Annotated in this window: 11 protein-coding genes and 3 pseudogenes; 7 read left to right on the top strand and 7 right to left on the bottom strand. The window is 59.5% G+C overall.

The annotated features are described in order from the left end of the window. Positions 1-376: 376 nt before the first annotated feature. Positions 377-2,446 carry a recombinase family protein gene (locus AC066Y_RS39795; RefSeq protein ID WP_478278616.1) on the top strand — a complete coding sequence of 690 codons (2,070 nt, stop codon included), beginning with the start codon at positions 377-379 and terminating at the stop codon, positions 2,444-2,446. Here AC066Y_RS39795 and AC066Y_RS39790 read toward each other — a convergent pair. Then, a pseudogene (locus tag AC066Y_RS39790) lies at positions 2,416-3,551 on the bottom strand (IS3 family transposase). The gene AC066Y_RS39795 and the pseudogene AC066Y_RS39790 overlap by 31 nt on opposite strands. Before the next feature lie 604 nt (positions 3,552-4,155). Beyond that, positions 4,156-5,200 (bottom strand): annotated as a pseudogene (locus AC066Y_RS39785) (IS110 family RNA-guided transposase). A gap of 848 nt (positions 5,201-6,048) precedes the next feature. On the opposite strand from AC066Y_RS39785, the gene AC066Y_RS39780 reads away from it, so the two are divergent. Then, entirely contained in the window at positions 6,049-6,270 is a 222-nt protein-coding gene (locus tag AC066Y_RS39780; RefSeq protein WP_478278615.1) for a hypothetical protein, read from the top strand. A gap of 176 nt (positions 6,271-6,446) precedes the next feature. After that, positions 6,447-6,896, top strand: a complete 450-nt coding sequence (locus AC066Y_RS39775; RefSeq protein WP_478278614.1) for a DUF1842 domain-containing protein — start codon at positions 6,447-6,449, stop codon at positions 6,894-6,896. Between the two features lie 241 nt (positions 6,897-7,137). Here the strand turns inward: AC066Y_RS39775 and AC066Y_RS39770 are convergent. Together AC066Y_RS39770 and AC066Y_RS39765 are read right to left on the bottom strand one after the other, a co-directional pair. Beyond that, positions 7,138-7,413 (bottom strand): annotated as a pseudogene (locus tag AC066Y_RS39770) (DDE-type integrase/transposase/recombinase); the annotation flags it as partial. 402 nt (positions 7,414-7,815) lie between these two features. Further along, positions 7,816-8,262: a hypothetical protein gene (locus AC066Y_RS39765; protein ID WP_478278613.1), complete on the bottom strand. Its 447-nt coding sequence runs from the start codon at positions 8,260-8,262 to the stop codon at positions 7,816-7,818. Between the two features lie 1,539 nt (positions 8,263-9,801). Here AC066Y_RS39765 and AC066Y_RS39760 point away from each other — a divergent pair. Next, a complete protein-coding gene (locus AC066Y_RS39760; RefSeq protein WP_478278612.1) occupies positions 9,802-10,323 on the top strand; it encodes a RidA family protein in 522 nt (173 codons plus the stop codon). A 226-nt stretch (positions 10,324-10,549) separates the two neighbouring features. Continuing rightward, positions 10,550-10,918, top strand: a complete 369-nt coding sequence (locus AC066Y_RS39755) for a hypothetical protein (protein ID WP_478278611.1) — start codon at positions 10,550-10,552, stop codon at positions 10,916-10,918. A gap of 636 nt (positions 10,919-11,554) precedes the next feature. Here the strand turns inward: AC066Y_RS39755 and AC066Y_RS39750 are convergent. Together AC066Y_RS39750 and AC066Y_RS39745 are read right to left on the bottom strand one after the other, a co-directional pair. Next, positions 11,555-11,974, bottom strand: coding sequence for a globin domain-containing protein (locus tag AC066Y_RS39750; RefSeq protein ID WP_478278610.1), 420 nt, complete (start codon positions 11,972-11,974; stop codon positions 11,555-11,557). Positions 11,975-12,413: 439 nt separating this feature from the next. After that, positions 12,414-14,207, bottom strand: coding sequence for a di-heme-cytochrome C peroxidase (locus AC066Y_RS39745; RefSeq protein ID WP_478278609.1), 1,794 nt, complete (start codon positions 14,205-14,207; stop codon positions 12,414-12,416). 3 nt (positions 14,208-14,210) lie between these two features. Here AC066Y_RS39745 and AC066Y_RS39740 point away from each other — a divergent pair, with 3 nt between their 5' ends. Next, positions 14,211-14,543: a hypothetical protein gene (locus tag AC066Y_RS39740; protein WP_478278608.1), complete on the top strand. Its 333-nt coding sequence runs from the start codon at positions 14,211-14,213 to the stop codon at positions 14,541-14,543. A gap of 292 nt (positions 14,544-14,835) precedes the next feature. Beyond that, positions 14,836-15,153 (top strand): hypothetical protein, encoded by a 318-nt coding sequence (locus AC066Y_RS39735; protein WP_478278607.1) that lies wholly within the window; start codon positions 14,836-14,838, stop codon positions 15,151-15,153. Positions 15,154-16,921: 1,768 nt separating this feature from the next. On the opposite strand, the gene AC066Y_RS39730 is transcribed toward AC066Y_RS39735, so the two are convergent. Beyond that, the gene (locus AC066Y_RS39730) at positions 16,922-17,182 is read right to left on the bottom strand and encodes a hypothetical protein (RefSeq protein ID WP_176396394.1); all 261 of its coding nucleotides are present in this window, start codon (positions 17,180-17,182) and stop codon (positions 16,922-16,924) included. Between the last annotated feature and the right edge of the window lie 517 nt (positions 17,183-17,699).

Genomic DNA, 17,699 nt, shown 5'->3' with positions numbered 1-17,699 from the left:
GCTTCTGACAGTTCGGCCGTTTGTTAGCATCGATGCACTTGCGGCGCTCGCTGCGCTTCTCGATCTGGCGTTGAAGGATCGAACGCCATCGGCTGCCCCGCTTTCTGGCGCATCCAGAGGCTCTCACGACCAGAATCGGGGAGCGACTCATGTCACGCGAGACGGCAATGCCAGGGAGCGGATACCGACACAATCGACAACCGCGGTTGCAGCAGCAGATGGATCTGTTCGGGAGCGGCCTGTCGAACGGCGCCCTCGGCGCGCCGGCATGGTCGGAGCTGCCGGCGGAAGCGCGGGCGCCTCACAAGCCTGATGACGCAGTTGATCCTCGACCATGCTGCGATGACAGCGACGCCGCCCGCGAAGGGGGTCGATCATGATCTCTGACAAGGTCAGGCCTCATCATATGGAGCGTAAGGCGATTCTTTACGTGCGCCAATCCTCAGCACATCAGGTGTTGCACAATCGCGAGAGCAGCGCATTGCAATACGCCATGCGGGACCGGCTGACGGCACTCGGGTGGTCAGAGATCGAAGTGATCGATGATGATCTCGGTCGTTCAGCCGCCGGCGGCGTGCAACGCGCCGGTTTCGAGCGAATGGTAGCGGAGGTTTGCCTCGGTAAGGTTGGTGCGGTTTGCGCCCGCGAGGTCTCGCGCTTCGCCCGCAACAGCCGGGATTGGCAGCAACTCATCGAGATGTGCCGCGTGGTCGATACCGTTCTGGTCGATCAGCAGACTATCTATGCGCCAAGGCACGGCAACGACCGCCTGCTGCTCGGGCTCAAGGGCAGCCTCAACGAGTACGAACTGGATTTGTTGCGCCAACGCTCGCTCTCAGCCCGCTACGAGAAGGCGCGCCGGGGCGAGTTGGTTGTGGCGGCGCCCGTCGGCTTCGTGAAGGCCGGCGACCATTATGAGAAAGATCCGGATCGGCGTGTCCAGGAAGCGATCAAGCTGGTGTTCGACAAGGTCGAGGAACTGGGCAGCGCGCGACAGGCGCTCTGCTGGCTCCACGAGTACAATCTCGATCTACCAGTGAAGCAGTCCAACGGCGACACAGCCTGGCGGCGACCGAGTTACTCCGCCATCCACCGGATCATTGAGAACCCGGTCTACGGCGGCGCCTATGCCTATGGTAAGACGGCTGTGGCGGCGGGATACAGCGCCGGGGGCGTGAGCGTGAAGATCCGCCGCAAGACACGGAACGAATGGCTGGCGCTGAAGCCCAACACCCACGACGGGTATGTGAGCTGGGAGAGGTTCGAGGCGATCCGCACCATGGTCAGCAGCAACGTTCCCACCGGTCGGCATCACGGCGCACCCAAGCATGGTGACGCGCTGCTGGCCGGTCTGATCCGGTGCAAGCGCTGCGGCCGCAAGCTCACACTCCGGTACTCCGGCATGAAGCACCATATCCCACGCTACAGCTGCAGCCGCGCCTGGATGGACAATGGCGGTCCTCACTGCATCGCCTTCGGCGGATTGCGTGTCGATGATGCAATCGAGGAAGCACTGCTTGGCGTCGTCGGTCCGGGCGCTATCGCCGCTGCAACCGCTGCCGCCGAAGGAGCCAGGGAACGGCGGGATCAGGTGCGCGATGCGCTCAGTCGCGATCTGGAAGCGGCGCGCTATGCCGCCGACCGGGCTTTCCGGCAATACGATGCCGCTGACCCCGCGAACCGGTTGGTGGCGAGTGAGCTGGAAGCGCGCTGGAACAGGGCACTCGCTCACGCGGCGGAGGTCGAGGGCAAGATCGCCATGCATGATGCGGCCACGCCCGCACCCATTGCTGATCCAGCTTCGCTCGGCGTACTGGCCTCGAACCTCAAAACGGTCTGGGATGCGCCGACGACGGATGCTAGTCTCAAGAAGCGCATTGTACGCACCCTCGTCCATGAGGTCGTGGCCGATATAGACGACGCGGCGTCCGAGATCGTCCTCATCGTCCACTGGGTGGGTGGCGCTCACAGCGAGTTGCGCTTGCCCAAGCGCCGGCGCGGACAGCGCAACAGCACTTCCGCCGATATTATCCAAGCCGTGCGTCAACTGGTGCTGATCGCCAGCGACGATCTGATTGCCGGCCTCCTCAACCGAAACGGCCTCAAGACGGGCAACGGCAATCGCTGGACCCGCGAGCGCGTCACATCAATGCGCTCGAGCTACCACCTCCCGGTGTTCAAGCCCGCCGATGACGGGATCGAACCCTGGCTCAACCTTAGCAACGCCGCAAAGCTCCTGAAGGTCGCGCCCAAGACGCTCCGGCTCGCCGCTGAAGCCGGCGAGATCGCAGCCATCCATCCGCTATCGGACGGCCCGTGGATCTTTGCTCGTGCCTCGCTGATAACAGCTGCCGCTCAATCTATCGCCGAAGGAGCGCGACAGAACCCAAGATACCCCACAGGATCGCATCCCGATCAGCAAACTCTCTTCTCTTCAACAACATAGACAGATGGGTGTTCTGATGCGCGGTTGTAGAATCTCTCGATGTAGTCGAACACATCGGCGCGTGCCTCGTCTCTGGTGCTGTAGAGTTTGCTGGCGGTGCGTTCGGTCTTGAGCGAGGAGAAGAAGCTCTCCATCGCCGCATTGTCCCAGACGTTGCCGGAACGGCTCATGCTGCAGACGATGCCATGGTCGGCCATCAGGCTCTGGAACTGCTCGCTTGTGTATTGGCTGCCCTGATCCGAGTGGTGCAACAGCGCATCCGGCTCACCCCGCCGCCAGATCGCCATCAGCAGCGCATCGGTCACCAACTGAGCCGTCATGACGGCGTTCATCGACCACCCCACCACCCGGCGTGAGAACAGGTCGATCACCGCCGCCACATAAAGCCATCCCTCGGCTGTCCAGAGATAAGTGAAGTCGGCGATCCACTTCTGGTTCGGCCGCTCGGCAGCAAACTGTCAGTCCCGCAGGTTCGCCGGCACCGTCTCGAGCTGCCGATCGCCGCTGTCCTTCGGCAAGCGCCGCCGGCGCGGCCGTGCCCGCAGGCCCTGTAGGCGCAACAGTCGTTCGATCTGGTGCAGGCCACAGTCGCCCCCGTCGGCAAGCAGATCACGCCACACTCGGCGCGCGCCATAGGTGCGGTCGCTGGCCATGAAGCTGGCCTTGACCTTGCCACCGAGCTCTTCGTCGCTGCGGGATTTGGCGCTGGGAGAGCGGTTCAGCCAGGCATGGAAGCCCGACCGCGACACCCCCAACGCATCGCATAGCCATGCCACCGGCCAGATCGCCCGGTGCTTCGCGATGAAGCCGAACTTCATGTCGCTTCCTTCGCGAAGTAGGCAGCGGCCTTTTTTAGGATGTCCCGCTCGGCTTTCAGCTTGGCGACCTCACGCCGCAGCCGTTCGATCTCCTGCTGCTCAGGCTTCATTTGCCCGTGGCCGGGAAAGGCCTGCACCGGATCGGAGCCGAACTCCTTGACCCACTTGCGCAGAACATTCTCATGAACGTGCAGGTCGCGGCCAGCTTGCGCCACCGACACCTTGCGTTCCCTGACCAGCTTGACCGCCTCGATCTTGAACTCGCGACTGAACTTCCGTCTCTTCATTGCCCACCTCCGGCTTCATGAAACACCTAATCTTGGTGTCCATCAAACCGGCAGCAGCTCAGAGGGTGACGACGAAATGGCCTGTCAATCGAACGGTGCTTCGGAAACCTGGTCAAAAAAGATGGCGGCTCAACGCCGGACGTCACGGCGGGACCGCCTCTGCCGCGATCGGCGCCTTGCTGAGTCACGCTAGTTCAAAGAACTTGCGCCTACCGTGCGCCCACCACGCGCAGCCTCGATGATCGGTCCTGCTTTGCGGTTGGCCTCGTATAGCTTGCTGAACCCGGTATAGGCTCACCCTGCATCAGTCCGGCGTATAGCGCGACATGTATGGAACGGCCCGCGGGCGCAAGAACTTTCTCAGTCGGCTTCACACATGGGAGCGGTGCGGTCATGTATACGGCCTGTAAAGCGCGGCGCATGACCTCTGGCCTCGATGAAGTCCGCGACACAAGGGGCTAAATCAATCAGACGCGCTTGATGCGCATTGTCGCGCCAGCCTCACTCATGCCGGGATTTCGTCTCGTGGGTTCATCGCCTGTTATTGCTCCTTGCCCTCTGCCGGCCCGCGCCGGTCAGATCTCTTTGACAGCCGCTATATTCATCAAGCGGCAGCCGTAGTCGTCGCCAGCGTCTCCGGACACCGGTAAATCCCGCCCTTGTTCAAGAGCGCCCAAGCAATTCGCGCTGTCTTGTTGGCCAGCGCGACCGCTGCCACCTTGTACGGACGTCTGGCGAGCAGCGCCTTCAACCATGGCCGCGTTCGATCGGCCTTCCGGGCAATTCGCAGGACGGATGTCGCCCCAAAAACGAGGAGGCTCCGAAGTTCGGGGTTTCCCATCTTCGAGATGCGTCCCATCCGCTCCTTGCCCCCCACTCGAATGCTGTCGCGGCGTCAGTCCCAGCCTGGCAGCAAAGTGACGAGAGGATTTGAAGCCGCCGGGATCTGGCACCAGCGCCTTGATGGTCGCTGCTGTAATGGCTCCAATGCCGGGGATCGTAGTCAGTCGGCGCATGTCCTTGTCGGTCTTTGCCGCAGCAACAATGCCTCGCTCGAGCTTGTCAATCTGGTCCGCCTGAGCCTCGATTTGATCGGCAACTGCCGTCAGGGCGACGCGCGCTGCCGCAGGCAAGCGGATATCTGCTACATCCCGTACGATTGCAACCAACGCCTCGACCTTTGTTCGGCCAGCGCCGGCAATGATGCCCAACTCGGCCAGATGCGAGCGCAGGGCGTTGATCGTCTGCGTTTGCTGTTTGACCAGAGGTGCGCGACTCTTCAGGAACATCATTGCGGCTTTTTGCTCAGCCGTTTTGATCGGAACGAAGCGCGTGGTCTTGCGAGTCACAGCCTCGCTGATGGCCTCGGCATCCGCCGCATCCGTTTTTCCACGCTTCACAAACGGTTTGACGTAAGCTGGTGGGATCAGCCGCACTTTATGGCCGAGAGTTGCAATCTCTCGTGCCCAATAATGAGCGCTGCCACAGGCGTCTATTCCCACAAGGCAGGCTGGCTGCTTCGAGAAGAAATGCAGCACCTCGCTGCGCCGTAGTCTCCGGTTGAACACCGGTGAGCCATCGCCACCCGCGCCGTTAACTTGAAAAATGTGCTTCGCCAAATCCAATCCGATGGTGCTAACTTGTTTCATGGAACGGTCCCTCCTTGTGGCGTTCGAACAACGACCACGTCTTAGCACGATGATGCTGTCGGAGCGGGCCGTTCCACCGCATCAATCAGGATGAGAGCGAGTCTCACCCTGATCGCCGCCGCGCACCGGCGTAGCCCGCGAGATGTTGCTCCGGATGAGCGGCGAACGGCGGGTTTTGGCCGCCAGGTTCGGCGCGGGCAAATGTCCTTGCGGGCCCTTCGCGGAGGGCTGCGGTCTTGCCCGTAAAGCCAGTCAGATCCGGCATCTCGCGCTTGACGCTGAACTCGCGTCATGGATGACGAGGATCGGTCCCTCTGTCGCCGTTACGCGCCCGGGCCTAGTCTCGAAATGACCGCTGATGTTCTCGATGTCGAAAGGGCGGCCTATCAAAACCCGGCTTCGAAAGACACTCAATCGTCGCGGCGAGCATCCGACGGCTTTCGGCCAGGACGCGCAGAAATTTGACGCCGTCGTTGTCGCGTTCAGCCCGTGTTAGGCTGCTGACATAGTGTTTGCAACTCGACGCTGAGCATCGAGGCTCGCACCAGCGAGGCACACCTTTTCTATCGCCATTGAGCATTCACTGCGCAATCTTCGTTGGCACGCCCGTTGCTTATTAGCTCGCAGCTCCGGGAGCTATCAACCTGGCAAAGAGCTTCAGACGTCAGGCCGATCTGCGCAAGCTCTTTTCGAGGAAGCGAATAAGACCAGCACCATGACCGCTCATCCGTGCCCGGAGAACGCGTTCGCGGCAGCGGGCGGACGCCAGCCAAGCGCGGTACTTGTCATCAGGCGTGCGGGGCTGCTGCGTGGCCTCGCCAACGCTCACCAGAAGGACAATAACAATCATGGGTTTCTATCAGACGGAGCCGTTTAAGACGGCAAAAGCCAGCTTCATCTACGGACCTGACGGATTCGGGCTATTTCTGGTCGAGGTTCAGGGTGACGCGCCAAACTTCACTACGGGAATTACCCTGGTACGCGACCCGCATTGGGTCGGCGGCCTGAAGATTGACGTGATGGGCTGGACGGGACGCTCGGTGATGGGTCAACGCCCTACACACGGTTAAGGGCAGCTTCCCCGGCCACTACGTGCCGCAAATCGTCGTGTCCGGCAGCAATAGCACGCGACTGATTCCGGTGAACGCGATCCCGGCGGAAGAAGCTGACGACTACGTGCGGCAGTCGGCCAAATGATCGCGGCTGATCAGCCGATCAATCCTCTAAAACGGGAAGGGATAGTTCTATGCCGGATACGACAACCAAAGACCAGGTCGGATTGTTTCATGCCAGCTATCAGATTGGCGAAAGCCGCACCGGAGGCATAATCTTCAAGCTGGATCTGGTCGTCGACACGCCGAACAGGCGGGTCCAGGGTTTGGGCAGCATCACCCAAGCCGTTAATCCGCCGCTCGATGTCGCCACCTCCCTGCAAGGCAGTTACAGCCAGTTGCCGACGCTCCCGCCGACGCCAGCGCTACTTCTAGTACTCCTTACGGGCTACCCGCCGATCCACTGGCCGCACCATGCCGGGCTGGGACCGGTGATTCTGCCCAATGTCGATCTGCGCATGAGCCTGATCCCGAGCTGGCAATCAGGGATGGCTTCCTACCGTTATCGCAGCGGCCCCGACAGTGATTGGCAGGAGGTCGAGGCTGCGCCGGTCAAGCTGGTGTCTCCGGCCGTCGCGTCATGAAACATCAAGGTAGCGGCCGGTAGCGCTCCTGCACGACAATCGACACCGGGCTGCTCGTTCAGATACAGTAATAGTCGTCTTTGTGGAGATCCAAGCTCCCTGGTCAGTTGCTGCGGTCGAAAAGACAAGGTCGATTCGATGGCGGTGCTGAGCGCGGAGCGGGCGGATGCTTTGGCGCAGTTCGTCACACTTTCCGGACTGAGATGTGCTTGAGCCTATATCGAGAAAAAGTATCGGGCAGTTGAATCAAAACGTCGAGAACGAAGCCATTGTGATCGACAGCGCGCCAGAGCCAATGTTGTCCGCCCGCGATCGAGACAACGATCTCCTCCAGATGCCATTTGTCGCTGCGAGCGGGAGCGCGCTGGCGGATGCGGTCGGAGAACACGTTGCCGAATTTCCGCCCGCCAATGGCGCATGGCTTCACATGGCTTCATAGGTCACCTCCTTACCATCTTCGATCATGGACAAAGGGAAAACGGAAACACAACCAAACTGCGCGATGAGGGGATTCCGGACGTCCTGCCTGCCGTCATCTAACCATCGACCGCTTCAATCGTCAGAACCTTTTCTAGGTCATGCGAGAGCGCTGGCTGTGTCGACGAAACGAGCGCAGCCAAGCCCGGCAGACCTCGGCGCGGAGCATGCCGCGCCGCTCCAGGTTTCCCGGGATCGCTTGGTAGTTCAGGTATAGGTATCCCTGCATGACGCGAAGGAGCCAAGCGCCGGTCTCACCCGATAGCCGCACGGCCGCCCCGGAGCAGCAGAGGTCCTTCTTGCCAGCCTCCTCGATCATGCCACCGCAACGCGGACGTGAAGCGCGGCACTTAGTCTTGGTCGGAATGACCGACTATGACTGGACGCGTTCGATGTCCACTCCTTTCCGGACAGCCACGCAAGAGCGGACATGCCAGAGCGCTTAGTCCGGGACGCGAGCAGCGCGCAAGTGACCTTGCGGCTGGGGATTGTTGGCGGGATTAGTATCGTATTTGGATAGGCGCGTGATAAGCCCGCTCGTGGCGAGCGGTTGCAAGTCCGCCTCCAGCGCGTCAGCAATCTCCTTGGCATAGACCTCCCGGTCGTCCACGTGGAGCGTAAAGGACTTCAAATACTTTTCCTTCTTCGCCGGATTCTCGATCGCCGCCTTCGTCCAATGGTGGAGCGGATAATTCTCGACGCCATGCTCTTCTGCTGCGGCGACATACTCCGCAAAGGCGTCGAACTGGCATTTCGGCGCAGCGCCACGCTTGGCGAGGATATCGAACAGCCGCGCCAGTGTCGGACCTCGATGTTGTCGACGCAACGCTTCCGCCGCGGCAGAATCATTCACATCGAACCTAACCTGATACTGCCACCGACTAGTCATACTATTCTCGCCATCTGGTCGCACCCGATTTGTCTTTTACGACCGCAAGACGCTGCCGCTCCCTCAGAGCAGGTCCGGTACCCGTTGTGTCAACGCTGACGGCAATGTCAGGCCGATCACGTGTACAAGGTCCTCTTTTTCGCAAGGGGCTCGCTGAACGAACGAAGATCGATCACCATTCGCGGCCGATCTCCTCTCTGCCGTCGCTGGCCGACACCGTGAAGCCAACTCGTGTTACCTTGACATTGACTACCTTAGTCGTCGCTCACACCTCGTAGCCTGTAAGCGTAGCGGCGAAGTGGCGGCATCTATCTGCTGCAGTGCTGACCCCGCTTTCATCTGAATCCAAGAACGGGCTGATGACGTTGAGCGAGGCTGTGAGCAGAGTCGGCGCGGGCGTCGCAAGCACTTGCCGCATAAGGCGTCGTCGAATCGATCGTGAGGCTGACGTAAGCGCATCGGCAGGCCTTCCAATCTTAAGAGTGGACCTACCAAATTGAGCAGTCGTCTACTCTGGCCGAAATGCCTTACCCTTCAAAGTCGGACGATCGGCAACCTGCCAGCACGACTGTGACAAATATCCGCTAACGGATCCGTCGGAGTAGTCGCAAAATGGAGGTCACAGATGTGAGGTATAGCGATGCGATCGCCGTTCGCCGTCGCCACCGGTGCCGCGGGGCACGATCGATAACGATGCGGTGCGCGTCGATCCCGTCCTGATCTGGATCGACGCGTTCGCTGGTCACACTTTCATCTTCGATTAAGAGAAAACTCGCGACTTGATTGCATTTCGTCAGGAGCGCTCGAAGGCATGCAGTACTGGTCGACAGCGTGGCTAATCGCAATTTGGCAGCATCTCACCATTTGGACGCCAACTTAATGACCGACAACACCACCGCTGTGGACGCTGCCACCACGAACTTTGCGTCGCCTCCGACTAATCTAACGGGGGTCCAGATGACCGCGGTGCAGTTAGCCGCGCACTTCAGGAAGTCGCCAGCGACGATCGTCCGTTGGGCACAAGAGCCCGATTTTCCGCGTGCAACGGCTCTAAATGGAGAAGTGCATTGGCCGACAAGCGCGGAGCACGATTGGCGCCGCCGACGCCAAAGGGCATACCGGACCGCGCTACGTGCCAAAGAGGCAGCTGTAGAGGCGGACGTCGAGAAGGCACGGCTCCGCCAGAATTTAATCGCCGCGTTTGCTCGCCCCTATCTGTCACAGATCCGGCGATCGACGGTTCCACCGCGTGGCGCGCCTCTCTCTCGACCCATGATCGTCCAGGCGGATGGCTCGCTTGCGCCCGCGTCGCTCGATGACAACCGGAATTGCTCTCGCGGATGAGCAGTGTCCCATGTATGCATCTGCTGCTGGTCGGCCACGGCGCTTCAGCAATGATGCACGTGATCTTGGTTGCGAGGGGCGAACGAACAGCCGATGGATCGGTTGGGCACACTTGAGGCAGATGCGAACTGCGGTATCACTGCTGGTAGGGCCACTTTAGAGATGTACGTTCACGGGTAAGTGCCGGAGCACTCAATGAAGGAATTTGCGGGGTTTGTCGCCTTTTGTTTGGTGATCTTAGCTTCGGCATTTGAGGGTGCGCAAGCAGAGAATTCGTCGAGCGCGGAGGCGCGCTTGAGAGAGAAGAACATCACACTGCCGGCTGAGGCCGCGCCGGTCGGCAGCTACGTCAACGCGGTTCAAGTGGGCAATCTCCTGTTCATGGCGGGCAGTGTCGCAAGCGAGCCGAAGGGTAAGCTCGGCCGGGATCTGACCGTCGAACAAGGCTATGAGGCTGCCCGGCAAGCAGGCTTGATCACGCTGGCAAAGGTGCGAGCGGCGCTGGGTAGCCTCGATCGGAAACGCGTTGTCAAAGTGGTCGGCATGGTGAACTCGGTCGATGACTTCGATGACCAAGCCAAGGTGTTCAATGGATACTGCGACCTAATGATCGAGGTGTTCGGCGAATCGATTGGTAGACATGCTCGCTCCTCACTGGGCGTGGCGGCTCTTCCGCGCCATGCCGCGGTCGAAGTCGAAATGATCCTTGAGGTATAGTAGCTTTGCTGTTGATCGCAATCTTTGCGCTTGGAAAGGCTTTGACGCGAAGGTTGAAGATAGCCGCCGTGCCGACGTGCTCTGCTGGTTCTTTGGTCGGAACGAAACGTTGACGCACGCGTCACGGCACGGACGACACTGCGTTTAGCGTTGCCGCGAAATAGCGCGGCAAATCACGGGGCCGGAATGTCAAAAAGGCGTTCAGTTGCTAGTCTAGGAGGTTACCATGGAACGACGCGCGACTAATCTAAGGATATCAGCTCTGATATGTCTCACTGTTGCTGCCCCGATCAGCGATGCCTTCGCCCAACAGACACAGCGCGTATCCTACAAAGCGGGCGCGGAAAATGCCAAATACACACAACAGCAGTTTCTCGACGTCGGCGACGTTGCGGGCCATCAGGTGCGATCATATGAAATTCATCGCACCTTTCCGACAAACCCTCCTGTCGTCAATGGTTTGAAGATCAAGGAAACGTGGACGCGCGGCGTTTCCGATTACGTCGACAATAATGGTTCCGGCAGCATATACACGGTCTATGCCGTCGAGAATGGGCGACAAGTTCTTCACCCGAGGAACTGTGCTCGCTCATAGCGCGGGGCCGGGAAAGCTTAGCAGCACGACTGTCTCGTATATCACGAGCGGCACGGGCGCTCTGGCTAATATTCGGGGAATTGCGCGAACCACTGGCCACGCCGATCCCAAAGCAGGGGTAAATGAGTCGCAAGTCGAAATCGAATATTCGATCGGCAAGTAGTTGCGGACACACTGAGCGGTCTCACTCCGCGCAAGTATGCATCGCGTCGATACGCGCGTTGGAGACTTTCCAATTCAGCGGATCGCGGAATGTCGGCTTAAGAGCACGAGCACCGGTCGCACCCACGGGGCGCCGTTGCGCGGCAGACGAGAGGATGCGCATGACTTGATAGCTCGGAAACACCTTTAGCAGTGTCAGGCTTTCCGAGCGGCAGCGGATTCTGCGCTCGGTGCCCGCCCAACCGCCCCCGTTCACTCGCGATCCCGCCGATCTGCCACTGCGAACCCCACGTCACACGCCTGCGCGGCAGCGGTCAGGGTGAGACTGCTTTCATCCTGATCGTCGCGCTATACACGCCAAATCCGACCGCGACGAAGGCTCGAGGAACGGCTTGTCGGAGCGTGTTGAGCTGTCAACTCCATAGACCAGCGTTGTGCCGTGACGTACTCCTATGGGTGTCGCATCCGCCGTTGTCAAAACGAACTATGCCGGCCAGTCGCGCGCAGCATCTCGTTCTGGGCGGTGGCGTAAAGTGTATGCCAGGACTCTCTCAGCTCAGGGGTGAAAGAAGCGCCGAATTTTCGCTCAAAGCTCCACATCAACGCCTCGCCCATTGCGACAAAGTGCGATGGCTGAAAGCCAAGTATGGCGTGCTTGTGACCGGAAATCGCGATCAGCGACTGGAACATCGGTCTTTCGTCGAGCGAGGCGACCAGCGCCGTGATCATATCCAGCACCTTTATCCGCTGCTTCTCAGTATCGCCGCCGAACGTTTGTCTTGCATCAGGAGCTAGTTCGACGAACCTGTTGTAGCACAGGTCAGCGAGGTCGCGGCGGATCGGCCACATCGCGTCAAATGATGTCCTGACAAGGTCGACCTGCTCCGGCGTCATTGGTCACACCAGCAGGCTCGTAAAGAATGGTCTTGTGATCTCTGCGGCTGAGGGCTCCCTCTCATCTGAAGTGACGACGGAGACAAACTGGTGTTTGCAGTTCCAGCAGCGCCAAAGATCTTGAGCTTCATTCGCGTTGACGAGCTCGTGCCACTCAAGGGTCACTAATCCAGAACCACAGCGAACGCATTCTTTGTGATGCACTGTTGAGCTTGGGAGCATGTGGAACCTCTTTTCTTACACACAAGCGACGCGTACGGCAGAGGGGCAAACGTTGGTGGGCCATCACTTGTGCGACCTTGAGCAGCTGCGCTGGAGCAGATGTCCACTCCAATGCTCGCGCCGGCAGCGAGAACTCGGTGAATGAGGGTCTTTTGCGCAAACGATACTGGAACCGGCAGCAGGCTGGAAGCCGGTCAAAGAGGGGCGCCTAAGCGGGTCACAGTGTCTTGAGGTATTCAAGCAACGCCTTTTTGTCCTGATCGCTCAAACTTGTCCCGTACTCGTGGCCGCATCGGCTATTTCCAGAGTTGATATTGCTGCAGTCCGTCACGGATAGAGTGTCGCTCAGCGGCTCCTGGGTAGCAGCAAGACCAACGTTTTCAATGTCGTATTTCCGTCCGACGCTAAACTGCGATCTGCGCTGCCCTGATGGCTTGAGCAATTCCGCCAGCGTCGGGACCGAGCCGTTATGGAGATAAGGTGCGGCGGCCCAAATACCCTGCAGAACACGGGCCTCGTAGGAGCCCCACGGAGGGAGCTGAGCGTGAGACGCTCGTTCTGCTCCCTGCCGCCTGGCCTTCTTGATTGCTTCCGAGGTGCTGACAGTATCGAAAGCCGTTAGCAGATCCTGCAGCGTTGGCGGTAGCCGCACCAGCCCCAGAGACTCCGGTGTGTCCGACGATCCCGGATCTGGCGCCGCTGCCACCCGGGCATTGGTTGAAGGGGCGCCGCCGGCCAACAGGTGTTCCGCGATCGAACCAATGACCGAGGTCGCAAGAATGTTAAGAATCTCATCGTTCTCCTTTAGGGGGGCGGTCGCGAAGGGAATGTACGCTCCCTTCAGCACGCCCGTATTCGCTTTCCAGGCGAGGATGTCGTATTCTCGTGTATCGGTACCAACGTTCTGGACCGGAGTTCGCCATGTTTTGACAAATGGAAAGCGTTGCTCTCCGTCTTCTATCCCGTGGCAACCGCTACATCCCGCTTCAGCGGAATCCCTTTCAAAAATCGCTTTGCCGCGCGCGGCTAAAGCAGCGTCAATCGTCCAGGGCCATTTCGGAGGGCCGATCCGCTTCACCAGGTTTTCAAGCTGGCTCAGGCCGTCGAAATTGGTGGAATTATTGTCAAGGAAATTGATGATCGCGCCCTGGCGCTTCGGCTCGAACGTAGCGAATACTCCCAGAACCTCGCCAACGTTCCGAGCCAGCCCCAAGATGTCATTTCCATTTTTTGCGAATCCAGGCCATTGCGTCTTATCTTGCCGCGGCGAATTCCAGAGGAATGGGTATCTCACGGGAGCGTCCGCGGTTTTCATGTTTCCCGGGATCATGAAGTCGGGCGGCGGGCCTATGTCCAGTCCGGATATGCGGTTGAAAATCATCCCCACAGCGTCCAGACGGCCAACTCCCCAGCCGGTCTTGGGCAGCGCGCGCACAATAAGCGTGTGAAACCGCAAGTACCACCCCTCGACCTGCCGACGAAGATCCGCAACGTCGGCCGCGTCCGGCGTTGTGGACCGCAGGACAGCTGCAGCAAACGGAGCGAACGAGCTGTCACTGGCAATCACGTCGCCCACAGCCTTGTCCAGATCGCCAAGCAATGCGTAGAAGTCTACAAACGCCGGACCGCCATCCACCCGATACATCTTGCCATCAGCTTCGATCTGGCGCGTGTGACAGGCTGAGCAGGTCATTCCGACGACCTGGAAGTCTTGAGGGCCAGAAGCGTGAAAGCCGACGGGAAGATTGGCCGTGTTTGCAGGATTCGGTAGATAGCCGTACCGTGACAAACCATCCGCGAGGAATGGCTGTCCGTTCCTTTGCTTCAGCGCCTGCATCCAAGACAACGTAATCAAACGCGAGCCCTGATCGCGCGAATAGAAGTCAGCTCTCGCTGCCGCGGTCCAATCCACACCCTGGTCAAGATAGATGGGATTGGCGTCGGTGCCTTGAGCATCCGATTTTGTCGTGACGACAAACGTTAAGGCGATCAGTAAGAGAGTGCGGAGCATCGTGTGTCCTACCGCTTCCATTGTCGCAACAGCCCGAGGCAACTTTCGCCGGAATCCGCGCCTTTTCCGGCAAACCTGGGCTTGCCTTTCGGCCTGCAGGTTCGGCCTGCAGGCCATCGGATCATTGGTTATCAAAGGGCGCTATCCAACAAACTTCAACCTACCAAGTCTTGGGGGAAGCAACTGCATTCGGAAAACGATGATCGCGTCGCCCTGGATTTGTCGGAGGCATACAGGCGTGCGGCATCTGCCACATTGGTTCCGAGAGATCTTCCCGATGTCGATCTGGAATGGCGCAGGATCGACCAAAACGCTCTTCAAGGCGCCGCTCACTGATCGACAATCTTCCGGTGAGAACGACGTGCAAACTAGGCCGGTGAAGCGCGCGAGCAATGACTGACGGGCTAAAGAAACATGAGGCGTGACCGTAAAGACCTGCTCAGCGAATTGAACAGGAATCGCGGCCGCAATCTCGCTGCCGAAGAGTTTGAAGCGGTCGCGAACCTCACGCTTCGCCGAGTAGTTCGGGAGCGTCAAGCTTCGCGGTCGGTTCAAGGTATTTGACGGTGCGTGTCGAAGGGCTCGACGGAAGGCAACTCAGCGGCACGGAGGGCTAAAAGGCGAAACAGTGACCGATATCCACGAAGAACGCGTATTCTGGAATGATACCTTTCACGCCGAGATATTTGATTTCCGCGGCCAGGTTCATTTTGCCCGCTTTGATGGCTGCACCTTCGTGAAATGCACCATCGTGCTTGATAGCAGCGCCGAACAACTCGCCTTCACCGGCTGCACGTTCGAGGACTGCAACATCGATCATATCGACGCAGACGAGGCTCGCGGAATTGTTGTCCGTGACAACTTTTTCGATCGCCCCATTGCGGAGCGTAAGGCCGATTTCGAACGACGCTTGGCTGAAGCGCTGAATCGGCGCCTAAAGTCCTAAACGCCGAACGCTTAGCCATGGAGCTTCACGCCACCAACGACATGCGGGGCGATCTCCGCGCCGGCTCCATCAATTACCGCACTCGACTCGGTTACCATTGTCCGGGTCGCCCCGGCATAGGCTGAGGCCGGAGTAACTTAGTCGCCCGCGACCCTAGACCTCGCGGCACAGCTCCCCTACTCATTGGGGAGTACCGGAGTCATACGGATGGCGAAGGCGCGCCCCCTCATCCATACTTTGTCCAAGTCAGGATTTTGCATACACCCTCCTGGGCTAGAGCCAACGCCGTCCGCATGTATTTCAAGCGGGCGGCGTTGGGCTGTGGATCGACTGTAGCGCATGCGATTAACTGCGTGCGCCCTCTCTGTGGTCGCCGATCTGGTACGATCAGCGGCTATTTTTGGGCATCGTGCGCCGGTCATGCTGCTCACTGGGCGCAGGCGCAAGGGAACCATCCGCTTGGACGATCATCTTGCGCGAAAGAGGCGCGCCCGACAGCGGAACAGCCGATCGCCCGACCTGCGGCGGACATGTGCGAGCAAACGCGGGGATTAAGCGCTGGCGGTGACGAGCTCTCTCCACGGCGGTCTCGACCGCCTTCTCTTGGGCTCGCAGCGCGGCGCGGTATGCGCGTTTACGCTGGCGGTTCCATTCTTGCACGTCTGTTACAAGCCAAGCTGCCTCTCCGGCGGAAGTGCTCGCGCATGGAAGTTGGGCCGTTCCGCCCAACGGACGATCGTTGCAGGTGTAATCTTGAAGTGCGCGGCCAATTGAACCGCTGTCATGTAATTCCGGTCAGGTCGATGGAAGGCGGTCCGACGTCCGGGATGATGTTGTCATTGCTATCTGTCATCGCTCGCAGCCACCCTGACCAAGTCATCAACGAACAAAGCGCGATTGTCGAGCTTACCTTTCATCGGCTTGCCCTCTCATGAGCGAGGCTCCTGATGCGCCGCGTCGCAGATGATCTTGATCGACCTAAAGAGTGTAAGCGGATGTTTGCGTACAAGCTCTGTGCTCGTCTTCGCGAACTCGTCCGGGCCTCCTTGCTGGCGGACGATCTCCCGAAGTGCGGCCAGCTTCTCAGGGTCGGCGGAGCGAATAGCTGCCTCGAAAGCCGGTATAAATTCCAGCCTGTCCATTGCAACACATTCCTTATGAAGAAAGCTCCGGTTTTGAAGGCGGCCTTGGTGGCGGCCTGGTCGCCATAAGCTCCGCAATCGCGGCAAGTACGACGCTCGTATCGGCCTTTCCTTCGGACCATCCCTTCAGCGCCTCTATCGCGTTCTTTAAAGCCTCATCACGGGTCACGGAACAATCTCCACAGCCCCCCTGTGGCCGGCCGCGCGGCCTGCGACTCCGAAAGAACGCGCGGGCATTTGGAGACCGCCCGCGCGGAGTTTGCTACGTCAAGCTTGGTCCGTGTTGCGTGAAGATAAACAGCCAAGCCGATAAGCCTCTCAACAACTCGCATGCCACGGCACCGTGCAGAAGTAGAGCCAAACGGCGCGGTATCGACAGAGCACAGTGAGGCCGACGCGACGGAAAAGCGTGCGGGCGACTGCTGACGACCGCCCGCACGCCGTCGCACCTCAAACAGACCTGGCCCTCACGAGGGTCAATCAATAAGCGGCCAAGCCATAGACTGCTCAGCAACGCGCGTGCCAGACGACCGGAGAGTAAACGGCGCAATCCCGGTGCACTTCTCGTGCGACTTTCAGACATGCACGCAGTCAACCCGACGCCGTTTGAACGAAACCAGACGTGGCTAATGACGCCGAGAGGGCGCGGGGATTGGATGATTGCCATCGTGTATCGCGATCAGTTCGCCGGGCTCCAAACCGAGCTTTTGTAACTGCTCTTTTTGAAGCGGACAGTTAAGCATTCCGGCCCTTGCGCCGCAGTCGGCTATCGTCATCCTCACCGCTTCCGCCGGGTCAGCGACGGCAACCGCGTATACTACGTGTCTGAATTCTTCGTCGTCGCCATCTTCCTTGAAGACAGCGGCAGTCACTAACCAACCGTCCATCTTGCTGCGCTCCGGGAACGCGAAGTAGGCGTTGTCTTCACCTCATTGCATAAGTATTGCGACTACTATGATGCCGATGGAGACCAGGCCCATGAAAATCACGCAGCCTAGGTACGGTAGGTCGCCGCGCACTACACAGCTCCAGACGCGAGGACGGAGCGTGCACTCCGGGGACACGATCAACCTGCACAATTCGGCCCGCTGCGTTCGACAGCCTGACACGGCAATCCGAGTCCCAACAACTACTGGCTGGCATAGGTGCATGGCCCGGACGACAACGCCGCCCTAGCGAAGCTGGGCTTCAGCAACTTTGGCGAATTCCAAAGCGAACCCTGGATATCTGCAGCATTTGGATGCCGGACTGCCTCTGACTTTGAGGTAATCCTCGACTTTAGCCCGTCTTATTCGTCAGAGGCGCCTGAGAGGCTGGCGAGCGTGGTGTAAAGCGCTGATGCGGCGTAGGATTCGGTTGCAAAGCCAACCCCATCACCTTCAGCCGCGAACACCACGCCCGCCA

It is taken from the genome of Bradyrhizobium sp. USDA3010 (genome assembly GCF_056429065.1).
Note: the sequence above shows the minus strand (reverse complement) of the source record. Positions and strands in the feature narration are given on the sequence as shown.